Origin of the sequence: Rathayibacter sp. AY1B8 (genome assembly GCF_002932775.1) — a bacterium.
Lineage (GTDB): Bacteria > Actinomycetota > Actinomycetes > Actinomycetales > Microbacteriaceae > Rathayibacter.
This window is the reverse complement of the sequence record NZ_PSWJ01000001.1, coordinates 102,461-126,125: the sequence shown is the minus strand read 5'-3', so window position 1 is coordinate 126,125 and position 23,665 is coordinate 102,461. Positions and strand designations below refer to the sequence as shown.

Genomic DNA, 23,665 nt, shown 5'->3' with positions numbered 1-23,665 from the left:
GCTACAGTAGGGACGAATCCCGCAGGCGAACGTGTCCTCAGATCGTCTCATCGTTGATGGCGGTCGTCGAGCACGATCGCCGTCCGAGCGGAAAACCCCACCTTTCGTCGTCGCGAGAGCGTTGCGTCCGAATGATTCGATTCGGTCGGCTGCAACGTGCCACGCCCCGAATTCCAGGAGCTAGCGCTGTTTGCTAACGCTGTGACCCTGTTGGTCTCGTCCTCGACCGGTGAGAGTGACTTCCACACCCCGTCGATCTCCGAGTTCTTCCCGCCCGGTTTCCTTTTCGAGGGAACCCCTTTCGAGATCAACCGCGTCATGCTGGTCCGCTTCATCGCGGTCATCGCACTGATGCTGTTCTTCTGGCTCGGGACGCGCAAGCTGCGCCTCGTCCCCGGCCGCTTCCAGAACGTCGTCGAGCTCGCGTTCGACTTCGTCCGCGTCACCATCGCCAAGGACATCCTCGGCGAGAAGGACGCGCGCCGGTTCCTCCCGATCCTCGTGACGATCTTCTTCGCGATCATCTCGATGAACCTGACCGGCATCGTCCCGTTCCTGAACATCGCGGGGACCTCCGTGGTGGGCATGCCGCTCTTCCTCGGCCTGGTCGCCTACGTGACGTTCATCTACGCGGGCATCAAGGACCGGGGGATGGGCTTCTTCAAGAACGCCCTGTTCCCGCCCGGAGCGCCGTTCCTGATCTACTTCATCCTCACGCCGATCGAGCTGCTGCAGACGTTCATCATCCGTCCGCTCTCGCTCGCACTGCGGCTCGTGATGAACATGATCGTCGGCCACCTCCTGCTGGTGCTGTGCTTCTCGGCCACGCAGTTCTTCCTCTTCAGCTCCCAGATCGACCCGGGCTTCAAGCTCTTCGGCGTCGTGACCTTCGCCTTCGGCGGTGCGTTCACGCTCTTCGAGCTCCTCGTCGCCGTGCTGCAGGCCTACATCTTCACCCTCCTCGCTGCGGTCTACATCCAGTTGGCCGTCGCCGAGGAGCACTGACCCCACTACTCACGGGCTCCCGCCCGTTCTCACGATCACCCCACTGAAAGGACCCACTCGTGGACTCAGTCACCGTTCTCGCCGAACTCACCGGCAACATCGCGACGGTCGGTTACGGCCTCGCAGCGATCGGCCCCGGCATCGGTGTCGGCATCGTCGCGGGCAAGACCGTCGAGGCCATGGCGCGCCAGCCCGAGATGGCCGGCCGCCTCCAGACCACGATGTTCCTCGGCATCGCGTTCACCGAGGTGCTCGCGCTCATCGGCCTCGCCACCTACTTCATCTTCGCGGCGTAGTCGTGTTCAGCACCGCTGTGAACATCGCTGCGGAAGAAGGTGACGTCCCCGCGGTCATTCTGATCCCGGAGTTCTACGACTTCTTCTGGTCGGGGGTGATCTTCCTCATCCTGCTGTTCTTCTTCTGGAGGCTGGTCCTGCCGCGCCTGCAGAAGATGCTCGACGCGCGCTCCGCCGCGATCGAGGGGAACATCGCGAAGGCCGACGAGGCCCAGCGACAGGCCGAGGCCGCCCTCGAGAAGTACACCGCCCAGCTGGCCGAGGCCCGCGCCGAGGCCGGAGTGATCCGCGAGAAGGCGAACGCCGACGGCAACGCGATCGTGGCGGCGAAGAAGGAGCAGGCGCAGGTCGAGGCCGAGCGCATCCTCCACAACGCGCACGCCCAGATCGAGGCGGACCGTCAGGCCGCCGTGGTCTCGCTCCGCTCCGAAGTCGGAACCCTCGCCATCGACCTCGCCTCCGGCGTGATCGGCGAGAGCCTCAACGACGACGCGAAGGCGTCCGCGATCGTGGACCGCTTCCTCGCCGACCTCGAGGCCTCGGAGAAGGCGAACAACTGATGGGCAGCGCGTCCAGGCAGGCACTCGCATCGGCGAAGGCGGAGCTCTCCGCCCTCGCCGGTCAGGCGTCCCTCGACACGGCCCAGCAGCTCTTCGAGGCCGCACGGGTCATCGACGGCCAGGCGCAGCTGCGCGCGGCCCTCGCCGACCCGAGCGCCGACTCGAGCAGCAAGCAGGCTCTCGTCGCCCGCGTGTTCGGTCCCTTCGGCGAGCCGGCCAAGCGCCTGCTCACCGTGATCGTCGGCCACCGCTGGTCGAGCCCGAGCGACATGGTCGCCGGGGTCGAGGAGGTCGGGGTCCGCGCGATCGCGTCCTCCGCTCCGGAGGGCGTCAACCTCGAGAAGGAGCTCCACTCCTTCGGCGAGGTCGTCGCCTCCGACGCCCAGCTCGAGCTCGCGCTCGGCAGCAAGCTCGCCGCCGCCGACTCGAAGGTCGCGCTCGTGCAGCGCCTCCTCGAGGGCAAGGCCGCGGCCGAGACGCTGGCGATCCTCCGACAGCTGATCGCGCACCCGCGCGGTCGACGCATCCCGGAGCTCGTCCGCTTCGCAGCCGGCGTGGTCGCCGACCAGGGCGGGTTCATCCTCGCCACGGTCTCGGTCGCCGCACCGATCGCCCCCGAGCAGCTCGACCGGCTCCGCTCGGCGCTCACGCGCCAGTACAGCCGACCGGTCTCCGTCAACGTCGTGGTCGATCCCTCCCTCCTGGGCGGGATGCGCCTGCACGTCGGCGACGAGGTCATCGACGGAACCGTCTCCGCACGGCTGTCCGACCTGAAGCTCCAGCTCGCGTCCTGACGGGCGCACGTATCCTCAGAGGGCACTGCCCTCGACCCCCGCACCATCCAGGTCAGGCCCCGACGACCTCTTCGGCTCGCACGGACCCAACGAATAGGAATTCCCATGGCAGATATCACCATCAGCCCGGATGAGATCCGCGACGCGCTGAAGGACTTCGTCTCGTCGTACGAGCCGGGCAAGGCCTCCACCACCGAGGTCGGCTACGTCATCGACGCCGCCGACGGCATCGCCCACGTCGAGGGCCTCCCCGGCGTCATGGCCAACGAGCTCATCCGCTTCTCCAACGGCGTCCTGGGCCTGGCCCAGAACCTCGACGAGAACGAGATCGGCGTCGTCGTCCTCGGCGAGTTCTCCGGCATCGAGGAGGGCATGGAGGTCACCCGCACCGGCGAGGTCCTCTCGGTCCCCGTCGGCGACGGCTACCTCGGCCGCGTCGTCGACCCGCTCGGCAACCCGATCGACGGACTCGGCGAGATCGCCTCCGAGGGCCGCCGCGCCCTCGAGCTCCAGGCTCCCGGTGTCATGTCGCGCAAGTCGGTCCACGAGCCGCTGCAGACCGGCATCAAGGCCATCGACGCGATGATCCCGGTCGGCCGTGGCCAGCGCCAGCTCATCATCGGGGACCGCCAGACCGGCAAGACGGCCATCGCGATCGACACGATCATCAACCAGAAGGCCAACTGGGAGTCGGGCGACACGAACAAGCAGGTCCGCTGCATCTACGTCGCCATCGGCCAGAAGGGCTCGACCATCGCCTCGGTGAAGGGCGCGCTCGAGGACGCCGGAGCGATGGAGTACACGACCATCGTCGCGTCCCCGGCCTCCGACCCCGCCGGCTTCAAGTACCTCGCCCCCTACACGGGCTCGGCCATCGGCCAGCACTGGATGTACGGCGGCAAGCACGTCCTGATCATCTTCGACGACCTGTCGAAGCAGGCCGAGGCCTACCGCGCCGTGTCGCTCCTCCTGCGCCGCCCGCCGGGACGCGAGGCGTACCCGGGTGACGTCTTCTACCTGCACTCCCGTCTGCTGGAGCGCTGCGCGAAGCTGTCCGACGAGCTCGGCGCCGGCTCGATGACCGGTCTCCCGATCATCGAGACCAAGGCGAACGATGTCTCGGCCTACATCCCGACCAACGTGATCTCGATCACCGACGGCCAGATCTTCCTCCAGTCCGACCTCTTCAACGCCAACCAGCGTCCCGCGGTCGACGTGGGCATCTCGGTCTCGCGGGTCGGCGGCGACGCGCAGGTCAAGTCGATCAAGAAGGTCTCCGGCACGCTGAAGCTCGAGCTGGCGCAGTACCGCTCGCTCGAGGCCTTCGCGATGTTCGCCTCCGACCTCGACGCCGCCTCGCGCCGTCAGCTCGCCCGCGGCGCCCGCCTCACCGAGCTGCTCAAGCAGCCGCAGTACTCGCCGTACCCCGTCGAGGAGCAGGTCGTCTCGATCTGGGCCGGAACGAACGGCAAGCTCGACGAGGTCCCGGTCCCCGACGTGCTGCGCTTCGAGCGCGAGCTCCTGGACTACCTGGGCCGCAACACCCAGGTGCTGAACACCCTCCGCGACACCAACGTGCTCTCCGACGACACCGTCGCCGAGCTCAACCGTGCCGTCGACGGCTTCAAGCTGGAGTTCCAGACCGGTGAGGGCAAGCCGCTCGCCTCGGTCGGGCGCGAGGAGCACCAGGCCATCGCGGCCGACGAGGTCGGCCAGGAGAAGATCGTCAAGGGCCGTCGCTGACCAGCGGCACCCCGACGATTCGCCACTTTTAGGACAACAGGAGACACATGGGAGCGCAACTCCGGGTCTACCGGTCGAAGATCCGCTCGGCCCAGACGACCAAGAAGATCACTCGGGCCATGGAGCTGATCTCGGCCTCGCGCATCCAGAAGGCGCAGAACCGCGTCGCTGCCGCGGCGCCGTACTCGAACGCGATCACGCGCGCCGTGTCCGCTGTCGCGACCTACTCGAACGTGGAGCACCCGCTCACGACCGAGCGCGAGAAGCTGGACACGGCCGCGATCGTGATCTTCACCTCCGACCGCGGCCTCGCCGGCGCGTTCTCCTCGAGCGTGCTCAAGGAGGCCGAGGAGCTGGCCGCGCTGCTGCGCAGCGAGGGCAAGGAGGTCGTCTTCTACCTGGTCGGCCGCAAGGCGAACGCGTACTTCTCGTTCCGGAAGCGGGCCAGCGTCCGCGTCTGGACGGGCGGCACCGACCAGCCCGTGTTCGAGACGGCGAAGGAGATCGCGGACGCGGTCGTCGAGTCGTACAACCTCGATGACGAGGAGGGCGGCGTGGACGAGATCCACCTCGTCTACAACCGCTTCGTCAGCATGGTCACCCAGCAGCCGACCGTCGTCCGGCTGCTGCCGCTCGAGGTCGTCGAGGGCGCCGAGGAGCAGAACAGCGAGCTGTACCCGCTCTACGAGTTCGAGCCCGACCCCGAGACGGTCCTCGACCGCCTCCTGCCCGTGTACGTCGAGAGCCGCATCTTCAACGCGATGCTGCAGTCGGCGGCCTCGGAGCACGCGGCACGCCAGAAGGCCATGAAGTCGGCGAGCGACAACGCGGACACGTTGATCAAGACCTACACCCGTCTCGCCAACAACGCCCGCCAGACCGAGATCACGCAGCAGATCGCCGAGATCGTCGGCGGCGCCGACGCCCTGTCCTCCTCCAAGTAAGAGGGCTCCGCTCCACACAGTTTCGACTCCGCCCTCCGGGAGCGGTGAGACCACAGAAGGAAGTAGCAATGACACTGACCGCACCTGAGGCGGCGACCGGGACGTCGGGCGGGGCCATCGGCCGCATCGCCCGCGTCACCGGCCCCGTCGTTGACATCGAGTTCCCCCACGACGCGATCCCCGAGGTCTACAACGCGCTCTACACGCACGTCGAGGTCGAGGGCGTCTCGAGTAAGCTGACCTTCGAGGTCGCGCAGCACCTGGGCGACGACCTCGTCCGGGCCATCTCCCTGAACCCGACCGACGGACTCGTCCGCGGCCAGGAGGTCCACGACACCGGCCTGCCGATCTCGGTCCCGGTCGGCGACGTGACCAAGGGCAAGGTCTTCAACGTGATCGGCGAGGTGCTCAACGCCGACGCCGACGGGAAGATCAACGGAGAGTCGTTCGAGATCACCGAGCGCTGGCCCATCCACCGCAAGCCCCCGCAGTTCGACCAGCTTGAGTCCAAGACCGAGCTGTTCGAGACCGGCATCAAGGTCATCGACTTGCTCACTCCGTACGTGCAGGGCGGCAAGATCGGCCTGTTCGGCGGAGCGGGCGTCGGCAAGACCGTCCTCATCCAGGAGATGATCCAGCGCGTCGCGCAGGACCACGGTGGAGTGTCCGTGTTCGCCGGCGTCGGCGAGCGCACCCGTGAGGGCAACGACCTCATCGCCGAGATGGAGGAGGCGGGCGTCTTCGACAAGACCGCTCTCGTCTTCGGCCAGATGGACGAGCCGCCGGGAACGCGTCTGCGCGTCGCCCTGTCGGCCCTGACCATGGCGGAGTACTTCCGCGATGTGCAGAAGCAGGACGTGCTGCTCTTCATCGACAACATCTTCCGCTTCACGCAGGCCGGCTCGGAGGTGTCGACCCTCCTGGGCCGCATGCCCTCCGCGGTGGGCTACCAGCCGAACCTCGCCGACGAGATGGGTGTGCTCCAGGAGCGCATCACCTCGACGCGCGGACACTCGATCACCTCGCTGCAGGCGATCTACGTCCCCGCCGACGACTACACGGACCCGGCGCCGGCGACCACCTTCGCCCACCTCGACGCGACCACCGAGCTCTCCCGCGAGATCGCGTCGAAGGGCCTCTACCCGGCAGTCGACCCGCTCACGTCCACCTCGCGCATCCTCGACCCCCGGTACCTGGGCGCCGACCACTACCGCGTGGCGACGAACGTGAAGCAGATCCTGCAGAAGAACAAGGAGCTGCAGGAGATCATCGCGATCCTCGGTGTCGACGAGCTGTCGGAGGAGGACAAGATCACGGTGTCGCGTGCGCGCCGGATCCAGCAGTTCCTCTCGCAGAACACCTACATGGCGAAGAAGTTCACGGGTGTCGAGGGCTCGACCGTCCCGCTGAAGGACACGATCGAGTCGTTCGACGCGATCAGCAAGGGCGAGTTCGACCACGTGGCCGAGCAGGCGTTCTTCAACGTCGGCTCGATCTCGGACGTCGAGGAGAAGTGGACCCAGATCCAGAAGGAGAACGGCTGATCATGGCCGGGACCCTGAAGGTCAGCGTCGTGTCCGCGAACGCCGAGGTGTGGTCCGGAGAGGCGAAGCAGCTCACGGCTCGCACCGTCGAGGGCGAGATCGGCATCCTCGCCGGCCACGAGCCGATGCTCGCGATCCTCGCCACCGGCGAGGTGCGCGTCACGGCCCTGGACGGCACGCGTCTCACCGCGCAGGCCGACGACGGCTTCCTGTCCGTCGAGAACGACGTGGTGACCGTGGTCGCCCGTCAGGCATCGCTGGTCTAGTACACCGCCGCTCACCGCGGCACGGAGGGGCCGGACGATCATCGCGATCGTCCGGCCCCTTCGTCGTGCCGCCCGTCCCTCTTCTCCGAAGGAGTCCTGTGCACGTCCTGCTGCCACCGTCCGAGACGAAGCGCGACGGCGGCGACGAGCCGTTCGTGCTCGAGTCGCTCGCCTTCCCCGAGCTCCACCCGAAGCGGCGCGAGCTGGCGGAGGCGCTGATCGCGCTGGCCGGGGACCGCGAGCTCTCGGCCCGGGCGCTGAAGCTCGGTCCGCGTCAGCTCGGCGAGATCGATCGCAACGCGGCGCTCGCGACCGCGGCAGGCCTCCCCGCGGTCGACCGCTTCGACGGGGTGCTCTTCGATGCGCTCGACGCGCGCAGCCTCGATCCCGGTGCACGGGAGGTGCTCGGTCGGACGGCGATCGTGCAGTCCGCGCTCTGGGGGCCGATCCGCGCCCTCGACCTGATCCCTGCCTACCGTCTGTCCCACGACTCCCGCGTCCCGGGGAGGCCGCTCAAGCGCTGGTGGGCAGCGGAGGCCGGGCGGGTGCTGAGCGCGCTCGACGGGCTCGTCCTCGATCTGCGGAGCGAGGCGTACGCGGCGCTCGGACCGGTTCCCGCGGGCGAGGGGCGGTTCTTCGTCCGCGTCCGCTCGCGCGGGGCCGACGGCGCCCTCCGGTCGCTGAACCACTTCAACAAGCAGGGCAAGGGGCGCTTCGTCAGGGCGCTGGCGGAGGACCGGGTGGCGACGGAGTCACTCGGCGAGCTCTCGGCGTGGGCGGCCGGGCGCGGGTTCCTGCTCGCCGAGAACCGGCACACGGGAGAGCTCGATCTCGTCGTGCCGGAGTCGTAGGCGTCAGCGTCGGCGCCAGCAGCCGGTGAGGTGATCGTCGACGACTCCGGCCGACTGCATCAGCGCGTACGCGGTGGTCGGTCCGACGAAGCGGAGCCCCGCGGCCTTCAGCGCTCGCGCGAGCGCCGTCGACCCGGGCGTCGTCGCAGGGACGTCGGCGGCTCGGACCACCCGGTCCTCGACGTCCGGATCGTGGAAGGACCACACGAGCTCGTCGAGCGCGCCCTCGCCTCTCTGCTCGAGGAGCGCGAGCACGGCCCGGGCGTTGTCGCGGGTGGCGATGATCTTCGCGCGGTTCCGGATGATGCCGCTGTCCTCCATCAGCCGCTCGACATCGGTGTCGTCGTAGCGGGCGACCCGGGCCGGATCGAAGCCGTCGAAGGCCTCGCGGAACCTCGGCCGCTTGCGGAGGATCGTGATCCAGGAGAGGCCGGACTGGAACGCCTCGAGGGAGATCTTCTCGAACAGCAGGCGATCTCCGTGCAGCGGGGTGCCCCATTCCTCGTCGTGGTAGCGGCGGTACTCCGGATCCGCGCCGCTCCAGGCGCAGCGGATCAGGCCGTCCTCTCCCTCGACGAGTCCGTCGGCCGTGCTCATCGGTGGGGGATCCCCTCGTGATCGAGAAGCCAGGCTTTCGTGGCGACGCCCTCGCCCGCGCTGAAGCCGGTGATCCGTCCGTCGCTCGCGAGGACGCGGTGGCAGCCCACGATGATCGGCACCGGGTTCGCACCGACCGCTCCGCCGATGGGCCGGCCCGCCCGGGGGCGACCGGCGGCCGTGCCCAGTGCGCCGTAGGAGGTGATCTCCCCGAAGCCCAGAGCCTGGAGCCGCTGCCAGATCTCGAGCTGGAAGGGCGTGCCGCGCAGAGCGACCGGCAGATCGAAAGAGCGGCGGGTCCCGTCGAAGTACTCGTCCAGCTGCTCGACGGCCCGCAGGAGCACCGGGAGGTCCGACTCCGGGAGGTGCTCGTGCGGGAGCAGACCGGCCTGCTCGATGGCGAGCGAGACGATCGCATCGCCGTCGCTGCCCACCTCGATGCGGCCGAGGGGGCTCGTCGTCCGTCGGACGTGAAGGGGAGTCGTTCTCATGCGTCGAGAGTATCCGCGGGACTCCCCACCGACCGGCGGGAATCGGACACCGGTGCAGAACTCGGCCGATCGGTCCCTGTGGAGGGATTCCTGGGGGCCGGAGGGCGCCATCCGTGCGCCGGCGATTCGGTGTCGATGGGACCTCTCCCTCCACAGGCGGCGATCTCGAGATCCTTCCGATGATCCCGAGGGCCGTCGCTCCCGGCGGGTGCGAGGGTCGGCAGGATCGCAGCATGACCTCCTCAGCGATCTTCCTCCACCCCGCTCCCGCCTCGCGTGTCCCGGCCTCACCCGACGACGCCGCCCTGTTCCACGCCGCTCACGGATCCCAGCGGGGTGCGGCCGAGGCGAGCCTCGTGCTCGTCCCGTTCCGGGCCGGAGCGCCGAGCGGCTCGCTCCGCTTCGAGCTGTCGGGGGCGGATCCGTCCCTGATCGCGCGGGCCAGCCTCGGTGCGCTCGGCCGGTTCGGGCGGGTGCAGCGAGCACTCGCGCTGGTGCATCCCGGCGAGGCGGGTCCGGAGTCGTGCGAGGGACTCGTCGCCGCCCTCGAGGAGCGTGCGCGCCGGCTCCCCGGCCTCGCCCTCCGCGTCGCCGTGCTCCCGTCGTCCGGCCGCGACGACGGGCTCGAGGCCGGCGACCGGGACGACCCGCGAGCGGCGGCCGCCGCGGTCGACCGTCTCCTCGACCGCCACCCGCGGGCCGAACTGCCCGACGTGCTGTTGCACGGTGTCGACGACCTCGTCCGGCGAGCTCTCGCCGGTCCCGATCCCGAGGTCCGGCCGGCGGGCCTGGCTGCGCTCGTCGTGGCCGTGCAGCGCAGCCGCGGTGCGGACCGCGTGCTGCGGTCGGCGCGGAGCGGTGACCCCGGCGCGTCGGGAGCGCTCGCCCCGCTGCTCCGCCGTGCCGCCGTCGTCGCACCCGCGAGTGAGCGAGCCGGAGTGCTCGTCCTCCTCGCCCGGATCCTGGCCGGTGAGGGCCGTGCCGACGAGGCCGGACGGCTCGCCGACGAGGCCGTCGCTCTCGATCCGCACCACGCAGGTGCGCGCCGAGTCGCGGCCGCACTCGCCGCCGATCGTCGGGAGCGCGCCGCGTGAGGGCGCTAGAGCCGCGACCAGGCCTCGGTGAGCACGCTCCGGAGGATCTGCTCGATCTCGTCGAACTCGCGCGGGCCGATGGTGAGCGGCGGCGCGAGCTGGACGACGGGATCGCCGCGGTCGTCCGCCCGGCAGTACAGCCCCGCGTCGAAGAGCCCCTTCGAGAGGAATCCGCGCAGCAGCCGCTCCGACTCGTCCTCGTCGAACGTCTCCTTCGTCGCCTTGTCCTTCACCAGCTCGATGCCGAAGAAGTAGCCGTCGCCCCGGACGTCGCCGACGATCGGCAGGTCGAGCAGCTTCTCGAGCGTGGACCGGAAGACGGGCGAGTTCTCTCGCACGCGCTCGTTCAAGCCCTCCTCCTCGAAGATGTCGAGGTTCTCGAGCGCGACCGCGGCCGAGACGGGGTGGCCGCCGAAGGTGTAGCCGTGCGGGAAGACGACCTGACCGTGGCGGAAGGGCTCGTAGATCCGATCGCTGACGATCGTCGCGCCGATGGGGGAGTAGCCGCTGGTCATCCCCTTCGCGCAGGTGATCATGTCCGGCACGTAGCCGTACTCGTCGCAGGCGAACATGTGCCCGATGCGGCCGAACGCGCAGATCACCTCATCGGACACCAGCAGCACGTCGTGCTTGTCGCAGATCTCGCGGACCCTCTGGAAGTACCCGGGAGGGGGCGGGAAGCAGCCGCCCGAGTTCTGCACGGGCTCCAGGAACACGGCGGCCACCGTGTCCGGCCCCTCGAACTCGATCATCTCCTCGATGCGGTTCGCCGCCCACAGGCCGAACGCCTCCAGGTCGTCGCCGTGCTCGGGAGCCCGGTAGAAGTTGGTGTTGGGGACACGGAAGCCGCCCGGCACCAGCGGTTCGAACATCGACTTCATCCCGGGGATGCCCGTGATCGCGAGCGCTCCCTGGGGAGTGCCGTGATACGCGACCGAGCGCGAGACGACCTTGTGCTTGCCCGGCTTGCCCTGCAGCTTCCAGTAGTGCTTGGCGAGCTTGAAAGCCGTCTCCACAGCCTCGCCGCCGCCGGTCGAGAAGAAGACCCGGTTCAGGTCGCCCGGCGCGTGGTCGGCGAGCCGGTCGGCCAGCTCGATCGCCGAGGGGGTCGCGTAGGACCAGAGCGGGAAGAAGGAGAGCTCGGACGCCTGCTTCGCCGCGGCCTCCGCCAGTCGGCGCCGCCCGTGTCCCGCATTGACGACGAAGAGGCCGGACAGGCCGTCGAAGTACTTGCGCCCGGTGCTGTCCCAGATGTGGTGTCCCTCGCCGCGAGTGATGATCGGCACGCCCGCGCCCGAGTCCATCGTCGACTGACGGGTGAAGTGCATCCAGAGGTGGTCCTTCGCCTTCTTCTGCAGGGAGGCGTCGTCGATCCCCCCTGGCGCGTCGGTCCCGCGGACGGGATCGCCCGACTCGAGGCCGGAGGTCGAGAAGGCTGTCTCGGTGGTCATCTTTTACCGCGTTCCCCAGTTGTAGAACTGCTTGTGGAGCTTCAGATAGACGAAGGTCTCGGTCGAGAGCACGCCGGGAAGCGACCGGATCTCCTGGTTGAGCAGGGCGATCAGATCGTCGTCGTTCTCGCACACGACCTCGGCGAGGATGTCGAAGGAGCCGGCTGTCAGCACGACGTAGTCGACGGCGGGGATGGAGGCGAGCCGGTCCGCGACGTCGCGGGTGTCGCCGGTGACGCGCACACCGATCATCGCCTGGCGGTAGAAGCCGAGCTGCATCGGATCCGTCACCGCGACGATCTGCATGACGCCCGACTCCGTGAGCTTCTGCACCCGCTGCCGGACGGCCGCCTCGCTCAGGCCCACGGCCTTGCCGATCTCGGCGTACGAGCGCCGACCGTCCGCCTGCAGCTGCTCGATGATCGCCTTCGACACCTCGTCGAGCTGGACAGGACGCTGAGAGGGTGGGCGAGACGGGGCCATGCGGCGATTCTGGCAGTCCACGGGGGCCCGGGCAAGTGGATCCGCACGTCGGAGCTCGCTCCGGCATCGGATCCGGTGGTCTAAGCGTGGTCCCGTCTGCGCGACGGACATCGGGCGACAGCGATGGCGGCCGGCTCGGCGGAGGGCCGTCAGCGACTACCATCGGGAGGCGGCCGGGCACCCCTGGAGCCGGCGGTCACGGGCCGTCGGACCGGACGGGCGCGGGCCACGGGGATGCGAGGAGCAGCGATGACGCAGATCGGCCGCAGCCGCGCGTCCGTCACCGTCCCCGTCTCCGCCTGGAGCTCCGACGCGCCCTCGGCCGAAGTGACCCTCGGCTGGGCCGCGCGCACCGAGACCGGCCACGTGCGCAGCGCGAACGAGGACAGCTACCTCGCCAAGAGCCCGCTCTTCGCTGTCGCCGACGGGATGGGCGGGCACGCGGCAGGAGAGGTCGCCAGCGACGCGGTCGTGTCGCGCCTGTCCACCGCGGCGCTCGGCGCGACCGTCGGAGCGGAGGAGATCGACCGGGCGCTTCGGGAGGCGGTCGGGGACATCGCCCGGCAGTCGCACACGGCCGACGTCGGCACCGGGACCACGGTCACCGGGATCGCGCTCACGGTGGTCGGGGGAGAGCCCTACTGGTCCGTCTTCAACATCGGCGACTCGCGCGTGTACCTGAGCGTCGCCGGGACCCTCGTGCAGCTCACCGTGGACCACTCCATCGTCCAGGAGCTGGTCGACGCGGGCCTGATCTCCCGCGACGAGGCCGACGTGCATCCGCACAGCAACGTGATCACCCGCGCGGTCGGCTTCCACGAGGCGCCCGTCCCCGACTACCGGCTCGTGCCCGTCCTCGCCGGATCGCGTCTGCTGATCTGCTCGGACGGACTCACGAAGGAGCTGACCGATGCCGGCGTCGGCCACCTGCTCAGCGGCACCGGCTCCGCTCAGGAGGCGGCCGACGCCCTGGTCGACGCCGCGCTGGACAACGGCGGGCGCGACAACGTCACCGTGATCGTCGTCGACGTCCTCGCGGTCACCGGCGACGAGGAGGCCGGCGCACCGGTCTGACGAGCAGCGCTCCGGCATGGGACGGCCGCGGTGGCGGTGCCGCCGGACCGCCCGCACGCGCCGAACGGCCGTACGACGGTCCTGCGCCTGCCGGTTCGCGTCGGGTTCGGCCGGCTCGGGGCTCCCCGCGCCGGCGCTGGGTACGATGGTGAGCGGAAGGGCGTTCTCGGTGATCTGCAGCACGTGTGGCTCCAACCTCGCTCCCGGGGCGATCCTCTGCGGCGAGTGCGGTTCGTCGGTGGCGGCGCATGCCACGACGGGTGCGTCCCGCCCCTCGTCCTCCGGCGACACGACGGTCCTCGATCCGTCCCGCCGTGCCTGGCTGCCGGGCCTGGCCCCTGGCCGGCACCGGCGTCCCGCCCCCGGCGCTCCGATGGCGCCGCCCTCGCAGGGGCTCGTGCGCCTCAGCTTCGCGACCGGGCAGCACGCGATCGTGACCGGCAACGGCCTGATCGGACGCCAGCCGCTCCCGGACCCCAACGAGACGTTCCGGCACATCCTCGCGATCCCGGATCCGTCGCGATCCCTCTCCAAGACCCACCTCGAGTTCGGCTTCGACGAGGGCGGGCTCTGGGTCAGGGACCGCTGGTCGGCCAACGGGTCCGTGCTGGTCGCGCCGACCCAGGCGCCACTCCCGCTCGAGGCCGGCCGCCGCTACCGCGCGAAGCTCGGCAGCCGGATCCTGCTCTCCTCCGTCGAGATGGCGGTCGAGCGCGTCGACGGGTCCGCCGGCGGCTCGGGACGCCCGCCCCTCACCCGCTGACGGCACGGCCTCCGGGGACCGAATCGGCGGTTGACACGGCCTCCGGGTGCGGAATTCGTGACGATCATGTTTCCGGATGAGCGTTCTCCTCCGTTCGCCGTGACAGGCGGATGAGCGCTGTGCCAGTATTTCCCCACGTTCGGCCCCCGAGGCACGAGCCCCGACGCAGTCAGGAGCCCCCGCCATGACCCGTCCCCTCCCGAGGGATCCCGTCCTCCGCCGGGCCGTCGCCGCGGCACGCTCGCACGAGCGCGAGCGCCGGGCGGTCCTCTCGCGTCGGGCGGTCCTCGGCGGGATCGGCCTCGGAGCGGGTGCCCTCGCCCTGGCCGCCTGCGCCCCGCAGACCCGTGCTGCTCCGACCGCCGCCGCCGACGGATCGGCCGGCGACCCGCGCCTGGTGTGGGACAACTGGCCCGCCTACATGGACGAGGACGACGACGGGAACCACCCCACGCTCCAGGGCTTCGAGGAGCAGACGGGCATCGCGGTGACCTACAACGTCGCCGTCGACGACAACAACTCCTACTACGGCAAGGTGAAGGACCAGCTCGCGCTCGGGCAGTACATCGGCGCCGACACGGTCTGCCTGACGGAGTGGATGGTCTCGCGCCTGGTCCGCCGCGGCTACGTGCAGGAGCTCGACCACGCGAACATCCCGAACATCGCCAACCTCACCCCCTCGCTGGCGAACCCCGACTTCGATCCGGGCCGCCGGCTCTCCCTCCCGTACCAGGCGGGGTTCTCGGGCATCTGCTGGAACAAGGAGAAGCTGCCGAAGGGCCTCTCGAGCATCGAGGAGCTGTGGGATCCGTCGCTCCGCGGCCGCGTCGGCGTGCTGAGCGAGATGCGCGACACGATCGGGCTCATCATGCTCGCTCAGGGGACGGACATCGCCGGCTCCTGGGGCGACGACGAGTACATGAACGCGATCGACGTCTTCCGCGAGCAGGTCGACGCCGGACAGATCCGCAACATCAAGGGGAACGCGTACCTCAACGACCTGCAGAACGAGGACACCCTCGCGGCGATCTGCTGGTCCGGCGACATCACCCTGATCAACGCCGAGGCCGGCGACAAGTGGGAGTTCGCCTTCCCCGACTCGGGCGGCGCACTCTGGAACGACACCTTCGTCGTTCCGATGGGCTCCGAGCGCAAGGCCAACGCCGAGGCCCTGATGAACTACTACTACGAGCCCGAGGTCGCCGCCGAGGTGGCCGCCTGGGTCAACTACATCACCCCCGTGGATGGAGCGAAGGACGTCATGGAGAGCATCGATCCGGAGCTGGCCGAGAACCAGCTGATCTTCCCCGACGAGGACACGCTCGCGCAGGCGCACGTGTTCCGGACCCTGACCGCCGCGGAGGAGAAGGAGTACCAGGCCGAGTTCCAGAAGGTGCTCCTGGGCATCTGATGGCGATCGGGACCTTCGCCGAGAGCGGCGCCGACCTCCAGCTGGTCGGGATCAGCAAGCAGTACCCGGGCTTCACGGCCATCGACTCCCTGGACCTCACCATCCCGGCGGGCTCCTTCTTCGCCCTGCTGGGCCCCTCGGGCTGCGGCAAGACGACGACGCTGCGCCTGGTCGCCGGGCTCGAGGAGCCCTCCGCCGGCCGGATCCTCATCGGCGGGCGGGACGTCACCGAGACGAAGACGTACCAGCGGCCCGTCAACACCGTGTTCCAGTCGTACGCGCTGTTCCCGCACATGTCGATCCTCGAGAACGTCGCCTTCGGCCTGAAGCGGCGGAGGATCGCCGACCCCGTCGGCAAGGCGCACGAGGCGCTCCGCCTGGTCGAGCTCGACCACCTCGCCCAGCGCCGCCCCGCGCAGCTCTCCGGTGGTCAGCAGCAGCGGGTCGCCCTCGCGCGCGCCCTCGTCAACCGGCCCGCCCTGCTCCTGCTCGACGAGCCGCTCGGCGCCCTCGACCTCAAGCTCCGCCGGCAGATGCAGCTGGAGCTCAAGTCGATCCAGGAGGAGGTGGGCCTCACCTTCCTCCACGTCACGCACGACCAGGAGGAGGCCATGACGATGGCCGACACCGTCGCGGTGATGAACAAGGGCAGGATCGAGCAGATGGGCGCGCCGGAGGAGCTCTACGAGCTCCCGCGCACCGCGTTCGTCGCGAACTTCCTCGGCCAGTCCAACCTCTTCACGGGCGAGGTGGTCGGCAGCACCGACCGCGCACTCACCGTCGACGCGGGCGGGCACCGAATCGTCGTGCCCGTCGCCCGCTGCGCCCGCACGAGCGGGGAGATCACCGTCGGCGTCCGCCCCGAGAAGCTCCTGCTGCTGACGCAGGAGCCGCCGCCGGACTCCGGCCGGAACGTGCTCGGGCCCGGCCGCGTGGTCGACGTCTCCTTCAGCGGGGTCAGCACCCAGTACACGATCCGGATGCCGGGCCTGGGCCCGGTGGTCGTCTTCGCGCAGAACATGGTCTTCGGGCCGGTCGTCGGCGAGGGAGCGGAGGTGTGGGTCGGCTTCAGCACCGAGCACGGCTTCGGACTCGCGGACGAACCGGGCTCGGTCCCGCGCTTCGAGGCGGACGACTCCACCAGCGCCATCGCCGTGCAGCGCCGGGGGCTCCTGGCCGGTCGCAGCGGGGGAGCGTAGGCATGGCCTTCGCCGCCTTCGCCACGGGGCAGGCGGATCCTCAGGACGCTCCGGTCCGCCGGCGGTCGACGATCGCGCTGGTCCTGCTGCTGCCGGGCATCGCCTACATGCTGCTGTTCTTCCTGGCACCGCTGATCTCGCTCGTGCTCACCTCGTTCCAGGCCGAGGTGCCGGACGGGGACATCGGCGAGTACGCCCCCGGGTTCGCCTGGCAGAACTACCTCGTGGTGATGGGCGACTACTGGCCGCACGTGCTCCGCTCCTTCGGCTACGCGCTGATCGCGACGGTGCTCGCGCTGGTGATCAGCTACCCGCTGGCCTACTTCATCGGAGTGAAAGCGCGGCCCTGGCCGCTGCTGCAGAACCTGCTCCTCACGCTGGTGATCGCGCCCTTCTTCATCAGCTTCCTGCTCCGGACGCTGGCGTGGAAGCAGATCCTCGCGGACGAGAGCCCGCTCGTGCAGGCGCTCAAGGCCGTGGCGGTCCTGCCGAGCGACGGCCACCTCACGGGGACGCCGATCGCCGTGATCTTCGGCATCACCTACAACTTCATCCCGTTCATGACGCTGCCGCTGTACACGACGCTCGAGCGCCTCGACGTGCGCCTCCTGGAGGCGGGGTCGGATCTCTACGCGCACCCCGCCTCCGTGTTCTGGAGCGTGACGGTCCCCCTGTCGATGCCGGGCATCGTCTCGGGCACGCTGCTGACGTTCATCCCCGCGGCGGGCGACTACATCAACGCGAGCCGGGACTTCCTCGGCTCGTCGCAGACCTCGATGGTGGGCAACGCGATCGAGGCGAACTTCCTCACGCTCGAGAACTACCCGGCGGCCGCCGCGCTCTCGATCGTGCTGATGGCCGTGATCCTGTTCATCGTCGGCTTCTACGTGAAGCGCAGTGGAACGGAGGACCTCCTGTGACCGCGACGGCCGACCGTCCGCTCGCGAGCGCCCAGGAGGCGCTCGGCGCGCCGCCCCCCGCCCCGATCCGGGGCCGCCGCCGCTTCCGGGGCCTCGGGCTCGGCGTGTACACGGCGCTGGCGCTGCTCTTCCTGCTCATCCCTATCGGGTACACCTTCGTCTTCTCCTTCAACGACTCGGGGAAGAGCAACCTCGCCTGGCGCGGTTTCACCCTCGACAAGTGGGTGTCGGCCTGGACCAGTGAAGAGGTGATGACCGCCTTCGGGAACAGCCTGCTGGTCGGTGTGATCGCCACCGTGCTGGCCACTGCGCTCGGCACCATGATCGCCATCGCGCTCGTGCGGTTCCGCTTCCGGTTCCGGTCGGCGATCAGCCTGCTGCTGTTCCTCCCCATGGCGACTCCGGAGGTGGTGCTCGGAGCCGGCCTCGCCGCGCAGTTCCTCAGCGTGGGCGCCGAGAAGGGACTGGTCACGATCGTGCTGGCGCACACGATGTTCTGCATCAGCTTCGTCGTGGTCACCGTGAAGGCGCGGGTGGCGAGCCTGGATCCGAAGCTGGAAGAGGCGGGACGCGACCTCTACGCGTCGCCGAACCAGGTCTTCTGGCGGATCACCTTCCCGCTGCTGCTGCCCGGCATCCTCGCCGCGGCGCTGCTCTCGTTCGCGCTGAGCTTCGACGACTTCATCATCACGAACTTCAACTCCGGATCGGTCACCACGTTCCCGAAGTACATCTACATCGCGGCGGCGCGCGGCATCCCGGCGGAGGCGAACGTCATCGCGTCGGCGGTGTTCGTCCTGGCGATCCTCGTGGTGGTGATCACGCAGGTCTCCGCGGCGGCCCGGGCGAAGCGCCTCACGCGCGAGCAGTAGCTCAGGGTGTGCCGGGAGGTGCGGTCAGACGTAGGAGGCACGGATCGCGCCGACCGGGCGCCCGCCGCCCGACACGACCGGGTTCAGCCGCACCAGCACGTCGTTCGCCGCGGTCCGGTCCACCGCGTCCGCCTCGACCAGGAGCTTCAGCGCGACCACGGTCGCGGCGCGGAGGCTCCCGTCGAGGATCTTCAGGGCGACGGTGGTGCCGTCGGGCGAGGCCATCACGAGCACGCCCTCGGCGCCGAGCTTGGCGACCAGGCCCAGGCGCTCGATCACGACGGTGTTGTCCCGGCCCGGGCCGTCGATCGCCCACGCGTTCTCGAGGATCGCGGCCGTGAGGACGCCGGCCTGGCGGTAGAGGCCGAACGGTGAGGCGGGGGAGGAGGACACGATCCGCGAGACGCCCTTCGCCAGCGCGGTCAGAGGAAGGGCGTGCACGGGAGCTCCGCAGCCGTCGATCCCCGAGGCCACGACGCGCTCGCCGGTGAGGCGCTCGATCGTGTCGACGATGTGCTGCTGCAGCGGGTGCGTCCGCTCGAGGTAGTCCTCGGTGCTCCAGCCGTTCTGCACGCAGGCCAGCAGCATCGCCGCGTGCTTGCCCGAGCAGTTCATGTAGAGCGGGTCCGGAGTCGCGCCCGCCCGCAGCAGCTGAGCGCGGGTCCCGGAGTCGCCGGGCCAGTCGGCCGGGCACTGCAGGGCGGTGTGGTCCAGGCCGGCGCGGAAGAGCAGGTTCTGCACCAGCGCCACGTGCTGGGGGATGCCGGCGTGGCTCGCGGTGGCGATGACCGCCTCCGCGCCGTTCAGCTCGACTCCGGCGGTCATCACCGCGAGGGCCTGGAACGGCTTGAGGCAGGAGCGGGGGAAGACGGGAGCCGTCGGGGTGCCGAGGCTGCGGGCGACGCGGCCCTCGGAGTCGAGGAGGACGGCGGAGCCGGCGTGGCGCGACTCGACGAACCCGGATCGCTCGACGACGGCCAGCTCGACGGACTCGGCGACGGTGAAGGTTCCTGCTGGCATCCCCCCATCCTGCCCGATGCGCCGACCGGTCCCGCGCTCCCGGAGACGCCGAAGGCCACCGGGGAGCGCCTCGGCGCCCGCGGTGGCCTTCGGAGGATCGCGCCTAGAGGGTGGCGAACGCGTCGGCGATGACCGACACGGCGTCGTCGAGCAGCTCGTCGGTGAGGGCGAGGCTCGGCAGGAAGCGGACCACGTTGCCGTAGGTGCCGGCGCTCAGCACGAGGACCCCGTGCTGGGCGGCGTAGTCGATGATCGCCTGGACCGCGACGGCGTTCGGCTCCTTCGTGGTGCCGGCGGTGCCGGGCTGCACGAGCTCCATCGCCATCATCGCGCCGATGCCGCGGACGTCGCCGATGATGTCGTAGCGCTCCTGCAGGCCTCGCAGCGCCGCGCCCAGGCGGGCGCCGATCCGGTCGGCCTCGGCGAGGAGGCCCTCGCGCTCGATGCGCTCGAAGACCGCGACGGCGGCGGCGGCGGCGACGGGGTTCCCGCCGAAGGTGCCGCCCAGTCCGCCGGCCTGCGCCGAGTCCATGATCTCGGCGCGGCCCGTCACACCCGCGAGCGGCAGGCCGCCGGCGATGCCCTTGGCCGAGAGGACGAGGTCGGGGACGAGGCCGAGGTGCTCGCTGGCGAACCAGGCGCCGGTGCGGGCCATGCCCGACTGGATCTCGTCGGCGACGAAGACGATGCCGTTGGCCGTGCACCACTCCTGCAGTGCCGGGAGGAAGCCGTCGGCGGGGACCATGAAGCCGCCCTCGCCCTGGATGGGCTCGGCGACGAGGCAGGCCAGGGCGGACGCGCCGACGGTCTTCTCGAGGTACGAGATCGCGCGCTGGGCGGCCTCGGCTCCCGACAGGCCGTCGTGGTACGGGTACGAGCTCGGCGCACGGTGGACGTCGCTGGCGAAGGGTCCGAAGCCCAGGCCGTAGGGCAGCGCCTTGAAGTTCATGGCCATCGTGAGGTTCGTGCGTCCGTGGTACGCGTGGTCGAGCACCGCGACGCCGGGGCGGCCGGTGTGCTTGCGCGCGATCTTGACGGCGTTCTCGACCGCCTCGGCACCGGAGTTGACCAGGACGGTCTTCTTGGCGAAGTCGCCGGGGGTGTGCTGGGCCAGCAGCTCCGCGACGCGGATGTAGGGCTCGTACGGAGTGACGGTGAAGAGGGTGTGCGTGAGGCGCGCGAGCTGCTCCGCGGCGGCCGCGACGACGGAGTCGTCGGTGTGCCCGATCGTCGTCACGCCGATGCCGGCGCCGAGGTCGATGAAGCTGTTGCCGTCGACGTCGACCAGGATCGCGCCGTGCGCGCGGTCGATGTAGACGGGGAGCGCGGTGCCGACGCCGGTGGGCACGACGGCGAGGCGGCGCTCGTGCAGGGCCCGGGATCGCGGCCCGGGGATCTCGGTCGCGACGCGCCGCTCCTGGGGGACTGCGGACGTGGGAACCTGGGGGGCGAGCGTGTCTGTCATGGTCCTCGGAGTCTACCCGCGGGGGTTCCGCGTCCAGAGGTCCAGACCGGCGCGACCGGCCTGATCCACCGCCGTCGAGGAGGAGCCCGATGAAGTCCGAGCACGAGTACGCGGTGTCCGTCGTCTGGGAGGGCGATCGGGGCACCGGCACGAGCGGCTACCGCGAGTACGGGCGCCAGCTGACCGTCACGGCGGAGGGCCCGGCGCCCATCCTCGCCTCGGCCGACACGCCCTTCCGGGGCGACGCCGACCGCTGGAACCCGGAGCAGCTGCTCCTCGCGGCGCTCGCGCAGTGCCACCTCCTCTCCTACCTGCACGTGGCGGTCAAGAACGGAGTCGTCGTCACCGGCTACACGGACGACGCGGTGGGCTCGATGCTGCAGGAGGGGGAGAGCGGCCGCTTCACCTCGGTGACCCTCCGGCCCCGCGTCACTGTCGCCGAGGAGTCGATGGTGGCGATCGCCCAGACGCTGCACGCCGAGGCCTCCCGGCTCTGCTTCATCGCCAACTCGGTGAACTTCCCCGTCTCCCACGAGCCGGAGGCGTCCGCGCGCTGAGGCTCAGCGGCGCTCGTGCGGGAGCGCCCGGCGGATGCGCTCGACCGTGGTCGTCGGCGGCGACTCGTTGTACGCACCGGCGAGCTCCTGCCCGGAGAGCGCGTGGACGGCCGCCATCACCTCGTCGGTGGCGTGGCGTCGGGCGCGGCCGGAGTCGGCGGAGCCGTGCCGCGAGAGGTCCAGCGGAGCCCCGAAGCGGACCGTGATCCGGTGCAGGCGCGGCACCCTCGTGCCCACCGGCTGGAGCTCCTGCGTGCCGATCATGCCGACGGGGACCACCGGCGCGCCCGTGGTGAGGGCGAGCCACGCCACTCCGGTGCGGCCCTTGTAGAGGCGCCCGTCGCGGGAGCGGGTGCCCTCGGGGTAGACGGCGAACGCCTCGTCCCGCTCGAGGATCGCCCGGCCGAGGTCCAGCGCCTCCTGAGCGGCCTGGCCGGCGCCGCGCTCGACCGCGACGGCTCCGACGCTCGTGAAGAAGGCGCGCGAGAGGGCGCCCCGCACGCCGGTCCCCGTGAAGTAGTCCGACTTGGCCAGGAACTGCACCGGCCGCGGGGCGAGCAGCGTCAGCACCGGGGAGTCGATGAACGAGAGGTGGTTGGCCGCCAGGATCACGCGTCCCTCGGCCGGGACGTTGTCGCGCCCCTCCACGATCGGCCGGTAGACCAGCCGGCCGACGCCGCCGATGGACAGGCGCGCCAGACGCGCGGAGAGGCCGATCCCCGGGGGAGTCGGCCTCTCGTGGTCGTCGTCGATCCGCATTCCGACGAAGCTACCGGGGCGTCCATGCCGCTCCGGTCATGCGGCGGATCAGCCGAACTGGGCGAGCGCCTCCTCGATGACCGTCGCGGCGTCGTCGATGAGCTCCTCGCTGATGACCACGCTCGGCATGATCCGCAGCACGCTGTCCCAGCTGCCCGCGTCGAGGACGATCACGCCGTTCGTGGTGGCGTGCTTCAGGATCGCTGTGAGCGCCTCCGGGTACTGCTTCTTCGTGCCCGGGTGGACGAGCTCGACGCCCCACATGGCGCCCTTGCCGCGGACCTCGCCCACGACCGCGAAGCGCTCGGCCCAGTCGCCGATCCGCGCCTGCAGTAGGCGCTCGACCCGCTGCGCCTCCTCCAGCAGGCCCTCGGACTCGATCGCCTCGAACGTCGCGAGCGCCGCGGCGGTGGAGACGGGGTTGCCGCCGAACGTGCCGCCGATGCCGCCGGGCTGCACGGCGTCCATGATCTCGGCGCGGCCGGTGACGGCGGCGAGCGGGAAGCCGCCGGCGATGCCCTTGGCCGTCGTGATGAGGTCCGGGACCACGCCGTGGTGCTCGATGGAGTACCAGGTGCCGGTGCGGGCGATGCCGGCCTGGATCTCGTCCGCGACGAAGACGATGCCGTTCTCGGTGCAGAACTCGGACAGGCGGCGGAAGTAGCCCGGCGCCGGGATGATGATGCCGCCGTCGCCCTGGATCGGCTCGACGAAGAGCGCGGCCAGCTCCTGCGCGCCGATGTGGGTGGTGGTGTAGTCGATGGTGCGCTCGGCCGCCTCCTCGCCCGTCATGCCCTCGGGGTCGCGGAACGGGTAGCTGATCGGGAGGCTGTAGATCTCTCCCGGGAAGGGGCCCATGCCCGCGCGCTCCGGCCAGGGGCGGTAGGTCATCGCCATCGTGAGGTTGGTGCGGCCGTGGAAGGCGTGGTCGAGCGTCGCGATGGCGCGGCGGCCGGTGAACTTCCGCGCGATCTTGACGGCGTTCTCGACCGCCTCCGCGCCGGAGTTCACCAGGATCGAGTGCTTCTCGAAGTCCCCGGGGGTGATCTCGGCGAGCTTCTCGGCGACCCGGACGTAGTTCTCGTACGGAGTGACGGTGAAGAGGGTGTGCGTCAGCTTCTCGGCCTGCGCGGCGGCCGCCGCGGCGACCGCGGGGTGCGCGTGGCCGATGGTGGTCACTCCGATGCCGCAGCCGAGGTCGATCAGGCGGTTGCCGTCGACGTCGACCAGGACCGCGCCCGACGCGTGGTCCATGTAGATGTTCGCGAGCGTCCCGGCGCCGCGGGAGACGCTGGCGATGCGGCGCTCCTGGAGGGCGACGGAGCGCGGGCCGGGGAGCTCGGTGACGAGCTCTCGGGACTGGGGGACCGAGAATTCACGCATGCCCCGATGGTAGGCCTGGGACCGTTCGAGGACCCGCACCCAGCGCGTTGCGAGGCGCGCCGTGCAGGATGGAGGCGATCCCCGAACGTCCACCGGCCGCCGCCGGTCACGAAAGGTGCCCCT

Annotated in this window: 25 protein-coding genes; 17 read left to right on the top strand and 8 right to left on the bottom strand. The window is 70.3% G+C overall.

Annotation, left to right across the window (positions count from 1 at the left end; all coding sequences use genetic code 11):
- Positions 1–201: 201 nt before the first annotated feature.
- From atpB to C5C63_RS00535, 9 genes are all read left to right on the top strand, one after another.
- Complete coding sequence (gene atpB / locus C5C63_RS00575) at positions 202–1,005, top strand: F0F1 ATP synthase subunit A (protein ID WP_068254016.1); 804 nt, start codon at positions 202–204, stop codon at positions 1,003–1,005.
- Positions 1,006–1,064: 59 nt separating this feature from the next.
- Positions 1,065–1,301 (top strand): ATP synthase F0 subunit C, encoded by a 237-nt coding sequence (locus tag C5C63_RS00570; RefSeq protein WP_055794702.1) that lies wholly within the window; start codon positions 1,065–1,067, stop codon positions 1,299–1,301.
- A 2-nt stretch (positions 1,302–1,303) separates the two neighbouring features.
- Positions 1,304–1,861, top strand: coding sequence for a F0F1 ATP synthase subunit B (locus C5C63_RS00565; RefSeq protein ID WP_244229449.1), 558 nt, complete (start codon positions 1,304–1,306; stop codon positions 1,859–1,861).
- Entirely contained in the window at positions 1,861–2,655 is a 795-nt protein-coding gene (locus C5C63_RS00560; RefSeq protein ID WP_104232703.1) for a F0F1 ATP synthase subunit delta, read from the top strand. The genes C5C63_RS00565 and C5C63_RS00560 overlap by 1 nt, the downstream gene beginning before the upstream one ends.
- A 105-nt stretch (positions 2,656–2,760) precedes the next feature.
- Positions 2,761–4,398: a F0F1 ATP synthase subunit alpha gene (gene atpA, locus C5C63_RS00555; protein ID WP_104223023.1), complete on the top strand. Its 1,638-nt coding sequence runs from the start codon at positions 2,761–2,763 to the stop codon at positions 4,396–4,398.
- A 47-nt stretch (positions 4,399–4,445) separates the two neighbouring features.
- Positions 4,446–5,342 (top strand): F0F1 ATP synthase subunit gamma, encoded by an 897-nt coding sequence (locus tag C5C63_RS00550; RefSeq protein WP_104223024.1) that lies wholly within the window; start codon positions 4,446–4,448, stop codon positions 5,340–5,342.
- A 68-nt stretch (positions 5,343–5,410) separates the two neighbouring features.
- Entirely contained in the window at positions 5,411–6,886 is a 1,476-nt protein-coding gene (atpD, locus tag C5C63_RS00545) for a F0F1 ATP synthase subunit beta (RefSeq protein WP_104325318.1), read from the top strand.
- Positions 6,887–6,888: 2 nt separating this feature from the next.
- Positions 6,889–7,152, top strand: coding sequence for a F0F1 ATP synthase subunit epsilon (locus C5C63_RS00540; protein ID WP_104223026.1), 264 nt, complete (start codon positions 6,889–6,891; stop codon positions 7,150–7,152).
- A 98-nt stretch (positions 7,153–7,250) separates the two neighbouring features.
- A complete protein-coding gene (locus tag C5C63_RS00535) occupies positions 7,251–8,003 on the top strand; it encodes a YaaA family protein (RefSeq protein ID WP_104232700.1) in 753 nt (250 codons plus the stop codon).
- 3 nt (positions 8,004–8,006) lie between these two features.
- Here C5C63_RS00535 and C5C63_RS00530 read toward each other — a convergent pair whose 3' ends face one another.
- Positions 8,007–8,600 (bottom strand): DNA-3-methyladenine glycosylase I, encoded by a 594-nt coding sequence (locus tag C5C63_RS00530; RefSeq protein WP_104325317.1) that lies wholly within the window; start codon positions 8,598–8,600, stop codon positions 8,007–8,009.
- The gene (locus C5C63_RS00525) at positions 8,597–9,091 is read right to left on the bottom strand and encodes a methylated-DNA--[protein]-cysteine S-methyltransferase (RefSeq protein WP_104223029.1); all 495 of its coding nucleotides are present in this window, start codon (positions 9,089–9,091) and stop codon (positions 8,597–8,599) included. Before C5C63_RS00525 ends, C5C63_RS00530 begins: the two co-directional genes overlap by 4 nt.
- 233 nt (positions 9,092–9,324) lie before the next feature.
- On the opposite strand from C5C63_RS00525, the gene C5C63_RS00520 reads away from it, so the two are divergent.
- Positions 9,325–10,185: a hypothetical protein gene (locus C5C63_RS00520; protein WP_104291517.1), complete on the top strand. Its 861-nt coding sequence runs from the start codon at positions 9,325–9,327 to the stop codon at positions 10,183–10,185.
- A 5-nt stretch (positions 10,186–10,190) separates the two neighbouring features.
- Here C5C63_RS00520 and C5C63_RS00515 read toward each other — a convergent pair whose 3' ends face one another.
- Both C5C63_RS00515 and C5C63_RS00510 read right to left on the bottom strand, forming a co-directional pair.
- Positions 10,191–11,636 carry an aspartate aminotransferase family protein gene (locus C5C63_RS00515; protein WP_104223031.1) on the bottom strand — a complete coding sequence of 482 codons (1,446 nt, stop codon included), beginning with the start codon at positions 11,634–11,636 and terminating at the stop codon, positions 10,191–10,193.
- A 3-nt stretch (positions 11,637–11,639) separates the two neighbouring features.
- Positions 11,640–12,119: an Lrp/AsnC family transcriptional regulator gene (locus C5C63_RS00510; protein WP_104223032.1), complete on the bottom strand. Its 480-nt coding sequence runs from the start codon at positions 12,117–12,119 to the stop codon at positions 11,640–11,642.
- A 249-nt stretch (positions 12,120–12,368) separates the two neighbouring features.
- Between C5C63_RS00510 and C5C63_RS00505 the strand changes: the two genes are divergently transcribed.
- From C5C63_RS00505 to C5C63_RS00480, 6 genes are all read left to right on the top strand, one after another.
- Positions 12,369–13,193, top strand: a complete 825-nt coding sequence (locus C5C63_RS00505) for a PP2C family serine/threonine-protein phosphatase (protein ID WP_104225583.1) — start codon at positions 12,369–12,371, stop codon at positions 13,191–13,193.
- A gap of 397 nt (positions 13,194–13,590) precedes the next feature.
- Complete coding sequence (locus tag C5C63_RS00500; RefSeq protein ID WP_146086334.1) at positions 13,591–13,956, top strand: hypothetical protein; 366 nt, start codon at positions 13,591–13,593, stop codon at positions 13,954–13,956.
- 184 nt (positions 13,957–14,140) lie between these two features.
- Positions 14,141–15,367 (top strand): PotD/PotF family extracellular solute-binding protein, encoded by a 1,227-nt coding sequence (locus C5C63_RS00495; RefSeq protein WP_104295003.1) that lies wholly within the window; start codon positions 14,141–14,143, stop codon positions 15,365–15,367.
- Positions 15,367–16,566 carry an ABC transporter ATP-binding protein gene (locus C5C63_RS00490; protein WP_104262501.1) on the top strand — a complete coding sequence of 400 codons (1,200 nt, stop codon included), beginning with the start codon at positions 15,367–15,369 and terminating at the stop codon, positions 16,564–16,566. The genes C5C63_RS00495 and C5C63_RS00490 overlap by 1 nt, the downstream gene beginning before the upstream one ends.
- 2 nt (positions 16,567–16,568) lie before the next feature.
- Positions 16,569–17,486: an ABC transporter permease gene (locus C5C63_RS00485; RefSeq protein WP_104262502.1), complete on the top strand. Its 918-nt coding sequence runs from the start codon at positions 16,569–16,571 to the stop codon at positions 17,484–17,486.
- Positions 17,487–17,590: 104 nt separating this feature from the next.
- Positions 17,591–18,358: an ABC transporter permease gene (locus C5C63_RS00480; protein WP_374953765.1), complete on the top strand. Its 768-nt coding sequence runs from the start codon at positions 17,591–17,593 to the stop codon at positions 18,356–18,358.
- A gap of 24 nt (positions 18,359–18,382) precedes the next feature.
- Here C5C63_RS00480 and C5C63_RS00475 read toward each other — a convergent pair whose 3' ends face one another.
- Together C5C63_RS00475 and gabT are read right to left on the bottom strand one after the other, a co-directional pair.
- Positions 18,383–19,378 carry an asparaginase gene (locus tag C5C63_RS00475; RefSeq protein ID WP_104223039.1) on the bottom strand — a complete coding sequence of 332 codons (996 nt, stop codon included), beginning with the start codon at positions 19,376–19,378 and terminating at the stop codon, positions 18,383–18,385.
- A gap of 103 nt (positions 19,379–19,481) precedes the next feature.
- A complete protein-coding gene (gabT, locus tag C5C63_RS00470) occupies positions 19,482–20,843 on the bottom strand; it encodes a 4-aminobutyrate--2-oxoglutarate transaminase (RefSeq protein WP_104223040.1) in 1,362 nt (453 codons plus the stop codon).
- An 89-nt stretch (positions 20,844–20,932) separates the two neighbouring features.
- Between gabT and C5C63_RS00465 the strand changes: the two genes are divergently transcribed.
- Positions 20,933–21,400, top strand: a complete 468-nt coding sequence (locus tag C5C63_RS00465) for an OsmC family protein (RefSeq protein ID WP_104232692.1) — start codon at positions 20,933–20,935, stop codon at positions 21,398–21,400.
- A 3-nt stretch (positions 21,401–21,403) separates the two neighbouring features.
- Here C5C63_RS00465 and C5C63_RS00460 read toward each other — a convergent pair whose 3' ends face one another.
- Together C5C63_RS00460 and C5C63_RS00455 are read right to left on the bottom strand one after the other, a co-directional pair.
- A complete protein-coding gene (locus C5C63_RS00460; RefSeq protein ID WP_104223042.1) occupies positions 21,404–22,159 on the bottom strand; it encodes a 1-acyl-sn-glycerol-3-phosphate acyltransferase in 756 nt (251 codons plus the stop codon).
- A 48-nt stretch (positions 22,160–22,207) separates the two neighbouring features.
- Positions 22,208–23,542 (bottom strand): aminotransferase class III-fold pyridoxal phosphate-dependent enzyme, encoded by a 1,335-nt coding sequence (locus tag C5C63_RS00455; protein ID WP_104325316.1) that lies wholly within the window; start codon positions 23,540–23,542, stop codon positions 22,208–22,210.
- Positions 23,543–23,665 lie beyond the last annotated feature (123 nt).